This window comes from Rhodococcus sp. LW-XY12, from assembly GCF_019317345.1.
Classification (GTDB): domain Bacteria; phylum Actinomycetota; class Actinomycetes; order Mycobacteriales; family Mycobacteriaceae; genus Rhodococcus; species Rhodococcus pyridinivorans.
In genome coordinates, this window is the sequence record NZ_CP079225.1 from 427,345 (window position 1) to 442,023 (window position 14,679).

The following is a 14,679-nucleotide window of genomic DNA, read 5'->3' on the forward strand; positions in this document are numbered from 1 at the left end:
CGGTTGCTCATGGGTGGAACGCTGACAACCATCACCGCGTATGGCGGGGATACAGATCCTCGTCGCGGTGGTTATATCGGTGCACTGTTGGGTCCTGAGAGAACACGCAATGTGTTTGATCAGCGACGATGATCCGCGAAACAAGGAAATCAGTTTTCTTGCGGTAGGGGTTGTTGTGTGTTGTTTGAGAACTGCACAGTGGACGCGAGCATCTTTGTTGTAAGTGTTTATGAGCGTACGGTGGATGCCTTGGCACCAGGAGCCGATGAAGGACGTGGGAGGCTGCGATATGCCTCGGGGAGCTGTCAACCGAGCTGTGATCCGAGGATTTCCGAATGGGGAAACCCAGCACGAGTGATGTCGTGTTACCCGCATCTGAATATATAGGGTGTGTGGAGGGAACGTGGGGAAGTGAAACATCTCAGTACCCACAGGAAGAGAAAACAACATGTGATTCCGTGAGTAGTGGCGAGCGAAAGCGGATGAGGCTAAACCATGGGTGTGTGATAGCTGGCAGGCGTTGCATCCGTGGGGTTGTGGGGCTTTTCTTCCCGTCACTGTCATGACGGGCGAGAGTAAAAAACCGGTTGGTTAGTCGAAGTGGTCTGGAACGGCCTGTCGTAGAGGGTGAGAATCCCGTAGACGAAAACTTGCCGGCTCTCGTGAAAAGTACCCGAGTAGCACCGGGCCCGTGAAATCCGGTGTGAATCTGTCGGGACCACCCGATAAGCCTGAATACTCCCTGGTGACCGATAGCGGACTAGTACCGTGAGGGAAAGGTGAAAAGTACCCCGGGAGGGGAGTGAAATAGTACCTGAAACCGTGCGCTTACAATCCGTCAGAGCCGATGCACGATTCAGTTCGTGGTGGGTGATGGCGTGCCTTTTGAAGAATGAGCCTGCGAGTTAGTGGCATGTCGCGAGGTTAACCCGTGTGGGGTAGTCGTAGCGAAAGCGAGTCCGAATAGGGCGCATGTAGTGGCATGTTCTAGACCCGAAGCGGAGTGATCTACCCATGGCCAGGGTGAAGCGATGGTAAGACGTCGTGGAGGCCCGAACCCACTTAGGTTGAAAACTGAGGGGATGAGTTGTGGGTAGGGGTGAAAGGCCAATCAAACTCCGTGATAGCTGGTTCTCCCCGAAATGCATTTAGGTGCAGCGTCGCGTGTTTCTCACCGGAGGTAGAGCTACTGGATGGTCTAGGGGGCCCACAAGCTTACCGAAATCAGCCAAACTCCGAATGCCGGTGAGTGAGAGCGCGGCAGTGAGACTGCGGGGGATAAGCTTCGTAGTCGAGAGGGAAACAGCCCAGATCGCCGGCTAAGGCCCCTAAGCGTGTACTAAGTGGAAAAGGATGTGGGATCGCTGAGACAACCAGGAGGTTGGCTTAGAAGCAGCCACCCTTGAAAGAGTGCGTAATAGCTCACTGGTCAAGTGGTTCTGCGCCGACAATGTAGCGGGGCTCAAGTACACCGCCGAAGCCGCGGCACTCACACAACACCCATTCGTTCCTGCGGGAACGTGTGCAGTGGTGTGGGTGGGTAGGGGAGCGTCGTGCAGCCGTGGAAGCGCCGGAGTGATCCAGGTGTGGAGGCTGCGCGAGTGAGAATGCAGGCATGAGTAGCGAAAGACGAGTGAGAAACTCGTCCGCCGGATGACCAAGGGTTCCTGGGCCAGGTTAATCCGCCCAGGGTGAGTCGGGACCTAAGGCGAGGCCGACAGGCGTAGTCGATGGACAACGGGTTGATATTCCCGTACCCGTGTATCCGCGCCCAATGGCGAATCAGTTGTGCTAACCGTCCAAAAGTTTCCGCTGTTCCTTCGGGAACTGTGGGGATGGCTGCACGGGACCCTGATTGTAGTAGTCAAGCGATGGGGTGACGCAGGAAGGTAGCTGGGCCAGGTGATGGAGTACCTGGTGTAAGCCGGTAGGGCGAATGGTAGGCAAATCCGCCGTTCATGCAGCCTGAGAGGTGATGCGTACCCGTTGAGGGGAATTCAGTGATCCTATGCTGCCGAGAAAAGCCTCTAGTGAGTTGGTACACGGCCCGTACCCCAAACCGACACAGGTGGTCAGGTAGAGAATACCGAGGCGATCGAGAGAACTGTGGTTAAGGAACTCGGCAAAATGCCCCCGTAACTTCGGGAGAAGGGGGACCACGCTCGGTGACGGCCCTTGCGGTCCGAGCTGGGGGTGGTCGCAGAGACCAGAGAGAAGCGACTGTTTACTAAAAACACAGGTCCGTGCGAAGTCGTAAGACGATGTATACGGACTGACGCCTGCCCGGTGCTGGAAGGTTAAGAGGACCGGTTAGCGGAGCAATCCGCGAAGCTGAGAATTTAAGCCCCAGTAAACGGCGGTGGTAACTATAACCATCCTAAGGTAGCGAAATTCCTTGTCGGGTAAGTTCCGACCTGCACGAATGGCGTAACGACTTCTCTGCTGTCTCGACCACAGACTCGGCGAAATTGCATTACGAGTAAAGATGCTCGTTACGCGCGGCAGGACGAAAAGACCCCGGGACCTTCACTATAGCTTGGTATTGGTGTTCGGTTCGGTTTGTGTAGGATAGGTGGGAGACTGTGAAGCTCATACGCCAGTATGGGTGGAGTCGTTGTTGAAATACCACTCTGATCGTATTGGACCTCTAACCTCGGACCATGATCTGGTTCAGGGACAGTGCCTGGTGGGTAGTTTAACTGGGGCGGTTGCCTCCCAAAATGTAACGGAGGCGCCCAAAGGTTCCCTCAGCCTGGTTGGCAATCAGGTGTCGAGTGCAAGTGCACAAGGGAGCTTGACTGTGAGACTGACAGGTCGAGCAGGGACGAAAGTCGGGACTAGTGATCCGGCACCGGCATGTGGAAGCGGTGTCGCTCAACGGATAAAAGGTACCCCGGGGATAACAGGCTGATCTTCCCCAAGAGTCCATATCGACGGGATGGTTTGGCACCTCGATGTCGGCTCGTCGCATCCTGGGGCTGGAGTAGGTCCCAAGGGTTGGGCTGTTCGCCCATTAAAGCGGCACGCGAGCTGGGTTTAGAACGTCGTGAGACAGTTCGGTCTCTATCCGCCGCGCGCGTTAGAAACTTGAGGAAGGCTGTCCCTAGTACGAGAGGACCGGGACGGACGAACCTCTGGTGTGCCAGTTGTCCCGCCAGGGGCATGGCTGGTTGGCTACGTTCGGAAGGGATAACCGCTGAAAGCATCTAAGCGGGAAGCCTGTTCCAAGATGAGGTTTCTCACCCCCTCGAGGGGGTAAGGCCCCCGGCAGACCACCGGGTTGATAGGCCGGAACTGGAAGCCCAGCAATGGGTGGAGGTGACCGGTACTAATAGGCCGAGGACTTACCACGAAGATGTTACGCGTCCACTGTGCGGTATCTGAAACAACACACACAGATCCGAAAATCCTGCAGCAGCAGGTGATTCGAGGAATCTGCGTGGACTATTGTTTCATAGAGTTACGGCGGTCATAGCGACAGGGAAACGCCCGGTCCCATTCCGAACCCGGAAGCTAAGCCTGTCTGCGCCGATGGTACTGCACTCGACAGGGTGTGGGAGAGTAGGACACCGCCGAACACCCGTTACCGAAGACCCCCAACATTGTTGGGGGTCTTCGGCTTTGAGGAGGGGAGCCGCTTTCGCGGGTCCCCGTTTTTCGTACGCGGACATTCGGTCGGGCTATGCTCGGATACGTGGGGCGGAACGGGCCGGCGACAAGCGTGACCGGTGATTTCGAACTCACCATGGACGAACTGCGGGCGGTCGTCCGATACGTGACGGAGAGTGCACAGGACGTGCTTCCCGTCTTCGAGGAATCCGTGCCCGAGGACCGTCGTCCACGTTCAGCACTCGATGCGGCGCGAGAATTCGTCGACGGTGCGCGACGAACGAGACTCCAGCGCGTCGCCGCCCTGGATGCTCACCGAGCTGCGAAGGATGCACCGACGGAAGCGGCTTCCCTCGCCGCGCGGTGTGCCGGCGATGTCGCCGCGGCTGCCTATCTGCACCCGATCGCGAAGGCCACTCAGGTCGGGCACATCCTGCGTACCGCTGCGAGTGTCGCTCGCATCACCGAACTCCGTGCGGGCGGAGACCCGACGGCAGCTGAGGACTCGCTCGACGACGCCCGGCGCCGTGCGACCCCCGTGGTGGTCGACGTCCTGTCCAGATATCCGATCGCCCCTACCTCGAGAAGTCGTGTCGGACAGTTGATGAGCGCACTGGATGCATCTCTGCGCCCTCGGAACTAGGCGGTCGGTGCCGGGGGAAGCTCTCGCGTGCTCAACCACGCCTCCCACAGCGGCCGGAGCGAGACGTCCGAGAAACGTGCGGCGAGATCCTTGAACTGCGCCGTCGTCACGTTGCCGTGCCGGTGTTCCGCGGTCCACGTCCGTAGGAGGGTGAAGAACGGCTCGTCGCCGAGCTGCACTCGCAGGGCGTGCAAAGTCAGTGCTCCGCGCTTGTAGATGCGGTCGTCGAACATGTCCTTCGGGCCCGGATCCTCGAGCAGGATGTCCTGCGGCTTGCGGGCCAGACCCCGGTGGGCGTCGAGCGCATGTGCATGCGCCGACCTGCCGCCCGAGTTCTCCGACCACAACCACTCCGCGTAGCACGCGAATCCTTCGTGGAGCCAGATGTCGCACCAACGGTTCAGCGTGAGGCTGTTGCCGAACCACTGGTGCGCCAACTCGTGTGCGACGAGCCGTTCCTCGCGGCCGGTGCCGTCGCAGAAGTTCGCGCCGAAGATCGACAATCCCTGTGCTTCGAGGGGGATCTCGAGGTCGTCGTCGGTCACCAGAGCGGTGTAGTGCGCGAACGGATACGGGCCGAACAGGCGCGTGAACAACTCGAGCATCTCGGTCTGGCGAGCGAAGTCCCGATCGAACGCCGCGCGCAACCGAGGCGGATGGATGCCGTACTGGGGCACGGGTTCGTTTGAGAGGGTGCGTATCTCGTAGTGCCCGGTCTGGACCGTGGCGAGATAGGTCGCCATGGGTTCGGGTTGCTCGTAGACGCGGGTGGTGCGACTCGCCTTCGTGGTCTTGTGCACGAGGGTGCCGTTCGCGATCGCGACGAACGGAGCGTCGGTGGTGACCGCGATGCGGTAGGTGGCTTTCGAACCGGGATGGTCGTCGCAGGGGAACCAGGTGGGTGCGCCGTTGGGCTGACTCGCGACGAGCGAACCCTCGTCGAGTTCTTCCCAGCCGACCTCACCCCACATGGTCCGCAGTGGGGTGGGGGTTCCCGAGTACTGCACACCGAAGACGAGGACCGCCCCGGCAGGGAGTTTCTCGGCGGGGGTGACGGTGAGCTTGCCGCCACGATGCGCGAACTTGGCGGGACGTCGCCCGTTGACGGTCACCTTCGTGACTCGCATCGACTGCGCGAGATCGAGCGAATACTTGGCGCGCACGTCCGTAGTCGTGGCGATGATCTTCGCCCGGCCGTCGAGCCGATTGGACACGACCTTGTAGGTGAGTTCGAGTTCGTAGCGGGAGGCCCGGTAGCCGCGGTTCCCGCTCTCGGGCAGATAAGGGTCGAGCGGCCGGTCCGCGGCGACCGGCGCGACGGGCTTGGCGGCTTTGATGGGCTTCACCGCGGCGACCAGTCGTTCGGCGTGGTCCACGGCGTGATCGGATTGCCCTGCCAGCGAGTGGACGGCGGGACGACGTCGCCGCGCATCACCAGCGAGGCCGGGCCGACGGTGGCACCGTCGCCGATGCCCGAGGCGGGCAACGCGACGCATTGGGGGCCGAGCGTGGCGCCGGCGCCGAGGGTCACGGTGTCCATGGACATGATCCGATCATGGAACAGGTGGGTCTGTACAACGCAACCGCGTTCGACGGTCGCACCGTCGCCCAGGGACACCAGGTCGGCCTCGGGCAGCCAGTAGCTCTCGCACCACACACCGCGCCCGATTCTCGACCCCAGCGCGCGCAGCCACAGGTTCATCACGGCGGTGCCCGCCGCGGCCCGGGCGAACCACGGTGCCGCCACGGTCTCCACGAAGGTGTCGGAGACCTCGTTGCGCCACACGAACGAACTCCACAGCGGGTGCTCGACGCGTCCGATCCGACCGACGACGAGCCATTTCGCGATCACGGTCACGAGGCACGCCACGGCTCCGGCCACCATGAGCACGAGACCGCCCAGCAGCGCAGCGGCGAGATAGCCCCAGTGCACGGCGAGGGTGTTGAGTGCGAAGAGCACACCGAGCCCGATGCCGTAGGTGACGACCATGGGCACGAGCCGGAAGGTCTCCACCGCGCCGCGCGCGATCTTCAGTTTCAGCGGCGGTGCGAAGGTGCGGCTCGCGTCGCTGTCACCGCTTGCGCGCCGCAGGCGCACCGGGGGACTGCCCAGCCACGACGAGCCAGATTTCGCCTTCTCCGGAGCCGCGGAGAGCACCGCGACGAGCCCGTGCTTCGGGACGCGCCGACCCGGCGCCGCCATACCCGAGTTGCCGAGGAAGGCACGCTTGCCGACCTTCGCATGCGAGATGTACAGCCACCCGCCGCCGAGTTCGTAGGAGGCGACCATCGTGTCGTCGGCGAGGAACGCTCCATCGGCGACCTTGGTGAACTTGGGAACCATCAGCACGGTCGACGCCTCGACGTCCTTACCGATGTCGGCGCCGAGCAATCGGAGCCAGATCGGGGTGAGCATCGACGCGTAGAGCGGGAACAGGAAGGTGCGCGAGGAGTCCATGAGGCGCTCGGTGAACCACACCTGCCAGCCCACGCGGCTGCGCACGGGATGCCAGCCCTCGGTCATCCCGACGGCAAGCAGTCGCACGGCCGTCAGGGTGAGCAGGGCGAAGACGAACATCGTCAGCAGCGCCGCGACGGGCAGCATCGCCAGGGAGTGCACCACGGCGTCGGAGACGGTGGGGGTGTCGTGCACCCACCACACGAGCAGCGCGACCCCGGCGGCGATCGAGACGACGGGCAGGCCGCCGAGCAGGATCGACGACAGCGCGTAGACCGGCACCCACCTGCCGCCCCGCGGCGGTGTCGCGGCGGGCCACGGCCGGTCGGCCTTGCCGGCCTTGCGGGCGGGGGAGCCCGACCAGTTCTGCCCGGCCTTCACGCGACCGAACACCGCGGATCCGGCCTCCACTTCGGCGTCCTTACCGATCCGCGCGCCGGGGGCCAGGAACGAGCGGGCGCCCACCGTGGCGCCGGCACCGATCCGGATGCTTCCGATGTGGACGAGGTCGCCGTCCACCCAGTAGCCGCCGAGGTCCACTTCCGGCTCGACGGCACACCCGTCGCCGAGTTCGAGGAGACCGGTGACCGATGGAAGACTGTGCAGGTCGACGTCGCGGCCGACCTTCGCTCCCAGCGCCCGCGCGTACTGCCGCATCCAGGGAGCGCTCGAGATGTTCACGGCACCCACGGCCTCGGACAGTCGCAGAGCCGTCCACAGCCGGAGATGGACGCTCCCACCGCGTGGGTAGCTTCCGGGCTCTATGCCGCGCAGGAGCAGACGCGAACCCGCGACGGAGATCGCCATGCGCCCGACGGGCGTGAGGAACAGCAGGACACCGAGCGCGACCCACCACCACGACAGGGTGACGGTCCACGGCACGTCGACGACGAGCGCGACGATGTTGTTCAGGATCGCCAGCCAGGTCACCCACTGCAGTCCGGTGAGGGTGGTGAGGACGGCGGTCACGGCGATCTGCCCGAGCTGGGCGAGCCGCGGCACCGGGGTCACCTCTCGCGGTGTCGCCGCTTCCGTCGGCGCGAGTTCGTCGAGGTAGACGGCGAGCGATCCGAGCCTCGGGTGGTCGTACAGTTCCGCGACGGTCATCTCGGGATACCGACTCCGCAGCGCCGTGACGACTTGCGCCGCCGCGAGGGAACCACCGCCGAGTTCGAAGAAGTCGTCGTCGACGCCCTCGATCCGGGCGCCGAGGATGTCGGTCCACAGTTCGGCGACCCATTCGGCGGTGGGATCGAGACCGAGTGCTTCCACCGAGTCGGCATCGGCGCCGGGCAGCGGCCACGGCAGAGCGTTGCGGTCGACCTTGCCGGACGTGCGGGTGGGCAGTTCGTCGACGAGCGCGAGTCGGGGGACGAGCGCGGCCGGGAGTTGTTCGGACAGCAGGTCGTGGGCCGACGCGATGTCGAAGTCCGGATCGGTGGAGGCGAGGTATCCCACGAGGATCGAATGTCCCGCGGCCGTCTTGCGGACCGTGCACGCACCGCCCGCCACGCCGGGCAGGTTCTGCAGTGCGTTGTCGACCTCGCCGAGTTCGATGCGGCGGCCACCGATCTTGACCTGGTCGTCGGCGCGTCCCTGGAACAGCAGACCGGCGCGGTCGAGCGTCACGAGATCACCGCTGCGGTAGGCGCGGTCCCAGCCGAGCGTGGGCATCGGAGCGTACTTCTCGGCGTCCTTCGCCGGATCGAGGTAGCGCGCGAGGCCGACACCACCGATGACGAGTTCACCGGTCGCGCCCTCCTCGACGGGGTTGCCGTCGGCGTCCACGACGGCGAGATCCCATCCGTCGAGGGGCAGGCCGATGCGGACCGGTCCGGCGCCGTCCATCAGCGACGCGCAGGCCACGACCGTCGCCTCGGTGGGGCCGTAGGTGTTCCACACCTCGCGTCCCGGAACCGCGAGACGTTCGACGAGATCGGGTGGGCAGGCCTCGCCACCGAAGATGAGCAAACGCACCGCCTCGAGGGCTTCGGCCGGCCACATCGCCGCGAGGGTGGGCACCGTGGAGACGACGTTGATGTTGCGCGAGACGAGCCACGGCCCGAGGTCCATGCCGGAGCGGACGAGCGCGCGGGGCGCCGGAACCAGGCAGGCGCCGTGCCGCCAGGCGAGCCACATCTCCTCGCACGAGGCGTCGAACGCCACGGACAGCCCGGCCAGGACCCGGTCGCCGGGACCGAGCGGCTCCCCTTGGCAGAACATTCGCGCTTCCGCGTCGACGAAGGCCGCCGCATTGCGGTGGGTGACGGCGACACCCTTCGGTGTTCCGGTTGAACCGGAGGTGAAGATGATCCACGCGTCGTCATCGAGGTTCGGGCCCCGCACCACCGGGGTGCCCGACGGCGAGGCCGTGCCCGGTCCGATGCCCTCGTCCGTGACGATGGCGGTGACCTGCGCTTCCGAGAACACGAGTTCGGCCCGCTCGTCGGGATCGTCGGCGTCGACGGGGACGTACGCGGCGCCCGCGGCGAGAATGGAGAGAATCGTCACATACAGGTCGCTGCGCCCGGAGGTCATGCGGACCCCGACCCTGTCGCCGGCCCCGACGCCCGCGTCGTTCAGCGCATACGCACCGGCGATCACCGCCTCGACCAGTTCGGCGTATTCGAGGACCGTCGCGCCGTCGTCGATCGCGGGGGCGTCGGGATGTGCTTCGGCAGTGCTCCGCAGCAGGTCGACGAGGGTGCGGGCGGGTGGAGCGTGCGACGCGCGGAGGAACTCGTCGGGGATGGGGGACCGGCCGACGGGGGTCGAGGTTATGGCTGGCAATTCCGCGGGTCCTTCTGCTCGATGGTGCTTCCGGTTATCTCACGTCCGGGTGGACGGCAGGTGAACGTTCGGCGCGCAGAACGCGTGTCGGCGTCGTGCGGTGCCGGGCGACGCGGAGCTGTGCGGGGTTGACACGGCCCGGTCGTCCTGCCATTCTCTTCGCCAGGTCATGAGTACCAGCGTCAAGCCCCGGCTAGCTGGTCGGCAACCCTCCAACCGCGGTGGGGTGCTCCGGGTGACGACCGGGCCGTGAATCCACTACCGGACACGGCAAGCGCGGACTCCGCCGGCGACGAGAATTCTCCGTCGTAGGCGTCACCGGCGGGTCCCCGAGTACACAAGGGATTTGTCATGACTGCTGTAGCCACCACCACCTGCATCGCTCCCTTTGCCACCGTTTCCGGCTGTGACGTGCAGGTTCCGCTCGTCCAGGGGGGTACCTGCACCTATGCGAACTTCGACTACGCGGCGAGCGCACCGGCGCTGTCCGCCGTCACCGACCGCATCACCGAGCTGCTGCCCTTCTATGCGAGCGTGCACCGCGGCGCCGGATACGCTTCGCGGATCAGCACCACCGCCTACGAGGACGCCCGCTCCTCCGTGTCGCGCTTCGTCGGCGCGGCCGACGACCAGGTCGTCGTCTTCACGCGCAACACCACCGATTCGCTGAACCTGCTCGCGAGTGCGGTGCCCGGCGATGTCGTGGTGCTCGACATCGAGCACCATGCGAATCTGCTGCCCTGGAAGAACTCTCGCATCGTCGAGGCTGCGGACACCGTCTCCGAGACGGTATGGCGTCTCGCGGTCGAACTGCAGCGCGCACCCGCGGCCCTGCTCGCCGTCACCGGTGCTTCCAACGTCACCGGTGAGGTCCTGCCGATCGCCGAACTCGCCGAGCTCGCACACGCTTCCGGTGCCCGGATCCTCGTCGACGGTGCGCAGCTCGTGCCCCATCGCCGTGTCGATCTCGTCGAGCTCGGTGTGGACTACCTCGCCTTCTCCGGCCACAAGCTGTACGCGCCGTTCGGTGCGGGAGTGCTCGTCGGCCGCCGAGACTGGCTCGACGCCGCCGAGCCGTACCTCGCCGGTGGCGGCGCGGTGCGCGAGGTGCGCCTCGATCACACCGAATGGTCCTGCGCCCCTGCGCGTCACGAGGCCGGCACCCCCAACGTGCTCGGCGTCGCCGCCCTTGCCGCCGCGTGCGATGCGCTCGCCGGTTTCGACGCCGACGCGGTGATCCGTCACGAGGAGGCCCTGTGCGCCCTGCTCGTCGACGGTCTGCAGGCCATCGACGGCGTGGAAGTGCTTCGGCTGTGGAACGATTCGGCCGACAGTGTCGGGATCGTCACCTTCACGGTCGACGGCTACGAGCCCGGCCACGTCGCCTCCTATCTGTCCGCCGAGTACGGCATCGGCGTCCGTGACGGACGCTTCTGCGCCCACCCGCTGCTCGCGCGGGTCGGTCGTGCCGGCGGAGCCGTCCGGGCGTCGCTCGGACTCGGCAGCTCGTCCGACGATGTCGAGCGGCTCCTCGGAGCGCTCCGGTTGCTGGTCGAGAACGGGCCGACGTGGGTGCACGCGAAGACCGCCGGCGTGTGGAACCCCTCGCCGGAGACGCGTCCCGGCCTCGGAGCGACCGACGGCGACGCATCTCCGTGCGTCTAGCGGTCGACAATTCCCCATAGGATCAGTAGGGTAATTCGCATGGGACGGACGAGGACGATCGCTGCGGCACGCTGGTGCCGTCGCCATGTCGACCTCTGCCGTACGGCATCGGGAATCTGTCCGGACTGAAGGTCTTCTCCCTCACAGTCTTCCGGCTCACAGGCCGATCCCTCCGTGCCGCTCCGCGGCCCGTACCGAGAGGTATCCCATGTCCGTCTCATCCACCGTCACCCCTGTATCCGCAGACCCGGCCGTCGTCGAGTCCGCCGCGATCCGGCCGTTGCGCGTCGCCGTCGAACTCACCGGTCACTCCGGGCCCGTCTACTGGGCCGACCTGACCCTGGGACGTGTCGGCGACCCGCCGCTCGACCTCAGCGCCGATGTATCCAACGTCGTGCGGGTGCGTGCCGCCGACCTGCGTGAAGCCGGGAAACTGCGCGACCGCATCCGCGCAGAGGCCGCCGAGGAGGGCCGCGATCCCGATTCGGTCACGGTGCTCGTCGACGTCGAGATCGTCCTCGCCTCCGATGCCCGCACCGCCCGCACCCGGCGCACCCGCCCGGAATCGACTCGCGGGGAGGCCGGCACGCTGTCCTATGTCGGAACGCCGCACGGTCTCGCCGGGCTGATCGCGGACATCCATGCCGTGCAGGTCGCCGACGGCGTCACGCTGATCCCGCTCGCCGCGCCGTTCACCGTCGAGCATCTCGTCGACGGAACGCTGCCGTGGCTGGAGTCGCGCGGCCTCGTCGAGGTCTCGCCGACCGTCGGCGAGGTCCTGCGCCGGTTCGGTGAGGGCGCTCGGACATCCGTGCGCGCTTCCTGACACGCATCGGTATTGCGAAGGAGGGGCAGGAGTTTCGACTCCTGCCCCTCCTTCGCATGCGTTCACGCCGTACGGCGGTCGAGTGATTCGACGACGTGTACGCGCGGATCGGGATCGAACCGGTAGCCCGACCCGCGGACAGTGGTGATGATGTTGCCGAAACGTCCCAGCTTGGAACGGATCCGGGAGACATGGACGTCGACACTGCGGTTGCCGCGGTCGGTGTCGAAGTCGTCGTTCTCCGAGTATCCGGCGCCGAGCGGCCTCAATGCCGCGCGGGACACCACGACGCGGGGCCGACGCACCAAGTGCGCGAGGATCTCGAATTCGCTGTGACTCAACTCGACCCGCTGATTGTCGAGCACCAGCCCCCGGGCCGGCAGATCGATGACCAGAGGGGTCGGGCCGGGGCTGAGAAGAGTGTGGGTGCGCGCACCTGGGAGCAGATCGAGCGCGGTCTCCCGCAGAGCATCGGCGAGGGCGGCGAGATCGCCCGCCGACCCGGCGTTCGTGTCCGAGATCTGCACGATGAGAACGAGTTCGGGGGAATCGACCGAGCTGCCGGCCGGGTTCTCGATGGAGGACGTGGTCATGGAAGGGCTCCGCTGGTCGGAAGGTGAACGGCGCCGGGCAGGCAACTACCCGCAGCAGTGCGGCGCCGGAAAAGAGGAAGGGATGGTGCGGATCTCAGAACGCACAGAGGCACGAGCGGGTACGACACAGGTCGACATGCCTGCGGCTCCACGCTCGGACTGTCACGACGGAAAGTGTACCCCGAATGGAGATGCCGGTGTACCGGTAGGTGGACGGTCTCAGTCCACGTCGACGTCGATCGCCGCGGTGATGCGCATGAGCTCCGAATAGACGGTCCGGAACAGTGTGTTCGGGCATCCACCCGACGCCCACAGATCCGGGTGGAGCTGCAGCGCACGGTCGATGTAGGTGGGCAGGTTCGTGGGATGACCGAGCGGTGCGACGCCACCGAGCGGCTGGCCGGTGACCTCCGTGACCAGGTCGGAGGAGGCCGGCACGAGTTCGCCGCCGAGCCGCTCGCCGGTCCGCTCGACCGACACGCGATGCGCCCCGGACACCAACAGCAGGATCGGGTCGTCATCGAGCAGGAAGACGAGCGACTTCACGATCGCGCCCACCTCGACACCGACCGCGGCGGCGGCCTGCTCAGCGGTGTGCACGGTCTCGGGCTGCTGGACGATCAGACCGTGATGGCCGCGGGCGATGAGCGTGTCCGAGACGCGGTGGGCATTCGGATGCAGCGACCTGGTCATGGATCAAGAGTAGGAAAATCGCCGCCGGATCGGCGCGGTTCCGAGGACGCGTCGTCGTCGTGTCGTGTCGTGGGGTGGCTCGATACAGTCCGTACGTAAACAAGTTACCCTTCGGTATTAACGCCTCTCCTGCCAGAAGGCAGGAGATTCCCGGCTCGGACCGCAACCGAACCACCCAGGAGGTGATCCGCCTGTCTGACGTCGTCGACACCGGTGTGGCCACGCTCCGCTACAGCCAGAATCACTCTGGCAGCGTTCCGGTCCCGGCATGCGCTGTAGTCGCAGGCCGAGCATCGGAAGGTTCGTTCGCCGAGTTCGAGGCGTTGCTTGGCTCTCGCGAAACATCTCGAACACGTCATCGACGTGTATGCGGGCCGTACCAGCACCACCTTCCGGCCGGCCCGCGTGCCCTGCTCGGCGAGTTCGCGCTTCGCAGCGCCGATCGCGGCATCCGCCGCTTTCCTCGCCATCGTGGATCGGGCGAGGAACTGGGGGCGGAAATCCTCCACGGCGATCAGTGCGTGGTGTGCGACCACCCCGCGCGCCCACATCCGTGCCTCGTGCTGGTTCCGCCGAGCGGCCTTCTTCTGCACCTGCGACGCACGTTTGCGGGCTCGCCGGTATCCGTTGGACGGTCGGCTTCCCTTGGGTCTGCGTCGGCGAGCCATGGTTCGTTGCGCCTTCGCCAGCTCCGCCGAGCAACGCTTGCGATGACCCCGGTGCGGCAGGTCGAACCGCTCGTCGGTGGTGGTCGCCGTGTGGGTCACTCCCCAATCGACACCGATCGCCGAACCAGGCGGCGCCGGAGCCGGAGGTTCGGTGCTGCGGGTGACGACGAACGACGCGTACCAATCTCCGACCGAGTCGCGGGTGATGCGCACACTCGACGGTTCGGATGGCAGTTTCCGCGACCACACCACCGGAATTGTGACGCCCTTCGGCAAGCGCAATCGGCCTTCCTGGATCCGGAAGCTGCGACGGGTGTACTCGAGAGTCGGCGACGTTGCCTTCCGGGACTTGAACTTCGGGCGGTTGCGTCCTTTCACCGCGAACGACGAGTCGAGCGCACGAGCGTAGGTCCGCAACGTCTGTTGTTGAGCGACCTGGGAGCCGGCCCGCAACCACGCCGATCGTCTGCGCGTCTCGGTCAGCTGTTTGCTCAGCTTCCCGGAAGTGGGTCGTGCGCCCGTCTTCTGGAGGTGCACGGCTTCGTTCCACAGGAACCTGCAGCGATGCCATTCGTCGAGCAGCGCGCGTTCGGCGTTGCTGCCCGCACGCAACCGGAAGTTGTAACGCACAACCTCGACCCCCATGCCCGGGCACGCTATCGACGCCCACCGACAGATTCCGTCGTCACCATCACAAGCCCGACCCTGGAAGGAGGACGGCGGTTCTCACCCTT

Annotated in this window: 8 protein-coding genes, 2 rRNA genes and 1 riboswitch; of the genes, 5 read left to right on the top strand and 5 right to left on the bottom strand. The window is 65.4% G+C overall.

The genetic code is table 11. The annotated features are described in order from the left end of the window. The first annotated feature begins 217 nt into the window (after positions 1-217). From KXC42_RS02040 to KXC42_RS02050, 3 genes are all read left to right on the top strand, one after another. Positions 218-3,352, top strand: a 23S ribosomal RNA gene (locus tag KXC42_RS02040). A gap of 109 nt (positions 3,353-3,461) precedes the next feature. After that, positions 3,462-3,578 (top strand): 5S ribosomal RNA (gene rrf, locus KXC42_RS02045). A 143-nt stretch (positions 3,579-3,721) separates the two neighbouring features. Beyond that, the gene (locus KXC42_RS02050; RefSeq protein WP_257605979.1) at positions 3,722-4,252 is read left to right on the top strand and encodes a putative immunity protein; all 531 of its coding nucleotides are present in this window, start codon (positions 3,722-3,724) and stop codon (positions 4,250-4,252) included. Here KXC42_RS02050 and KXC42_RS02055 read toward each other — a convergent pair. Both KXC42_RS02055 and KXC42_RS02060 read right to left on the bottom strand, forming a co-directional pair. Beyond that, entirely contained in the window at positions 4,249-5,628 is a 1,380-nt protein-coding gene (locus tag KXC42_RS02055; RefSeq protein ID WP_033096938.1) for a M1 family metallopeptidase, read from the bottom strand. The two genes, KXC42_RS02050 and KXC42_RS02055, sit on opposite strands and share 4 nt — an antisense overlap. After that, positions 5,595-9,500, bottom strand: coding sequence for a Pls/PosA family non-ribosomal peptide synthetase (locus tag KXC42_RS02060; RefSeq protein WP_219129864.1), 3,906 nt, complete (start codon positions 9,498-9,500; stop codon positions 5,595-5,597). The genes KXC42_RS02055 and KXC42_RS02060 overlap by 34 nt, the downstream gene beginning before the upstream one ends. Before the next feature lie 165 nt (positions 9,501-9,665). Beyond that, a riboswitch (SAM riboswitch) is annotated at positions 9,666-9,783 on the top strand. A gap of 68 nt (positions 9,784-9,851) precedes the next feature. On the opposite strand from KXC42_RS02060, the gene KXC42_RS02065 reads away from it, so the two are divergent. Together KXC42_RS02065 and KXC42_RS02070 are read left to right on the top strand one after the other, a co-directional pair. Next, positions 9,852-11,165 carry an aminotransferase class V-fold PLP-dependent enzyme gene (locus tag KXC42_RS02065; RefSeq protein WP_039957820.1) on the top strand — a complete coding sequence of 438 codons (1,314 nt, stop codon included), beginning with the start codon at positions 9,852-9,854 and terminating at the stop codon, positions 11,163-11,165. Between the two features lie 208 nt (positions 11,166-11,373). Beyond that, positions 11,374-11,991 carry a hypothetical protein gene (locus KXC42_RS02070; RefSeq protein ID WP_219129865.1) on the top strand — a complete coding sequence of 206 codons (618 nt, stop codon included), beginning with the start codon at positions 11,374-11,376 and terminating at the stop codon, positions 11,989-11,991. 62 nt (positions 11,992-12,053) lie between these two features. Here KXC42_RS02070 and KXC42_RS02075 read toward each other — a convergent pair whose 3' ends face one another. The 3 genes from KXC42_RS02075 to KXC42_RS02085 all read right to left on the bottom strand — a co-directional run bounded on the left by KXC42_RS02075 (position 12,054) and on the right by KXC42_RS02085 (position 14,590). Further along, entirely contained in the window at positions 12,054-12,584 is a 531-nt protein-coding gene (locus KXC42_RS02075; RefSeq protein WP_006550528.1) for a winged helix-turn-helix domain-containing protein, read from the bottom strand. A gap of 219 nt (positions 12,585-12,803) precedes the next feature. Continuing rightward, entirely contained in the window at positions 12,804-13,277 is a 474-nt protein-coding gene (locus KXC42_RS02080; RefSeq protein WP_006550527.1) for a YbaK/EbsC family protein, read from the bottom strand. Positions 13,278-13,381: 104 nt separating this feature from the next. Then, on the bottom strand, positions 13,382-14,590 hold the full coding sequence (locus KXC42_RS02085; protein ID WP_006550526.1) for an RNA-guided endonuclease TnpB family protein: 1,209 nt from the start codon (positions 14,588-14,590) through the stop codon (positions 13,382-13,384). Between the last annotated feature and the right edge of the window lie 89 nt (positions 14,591-14,679).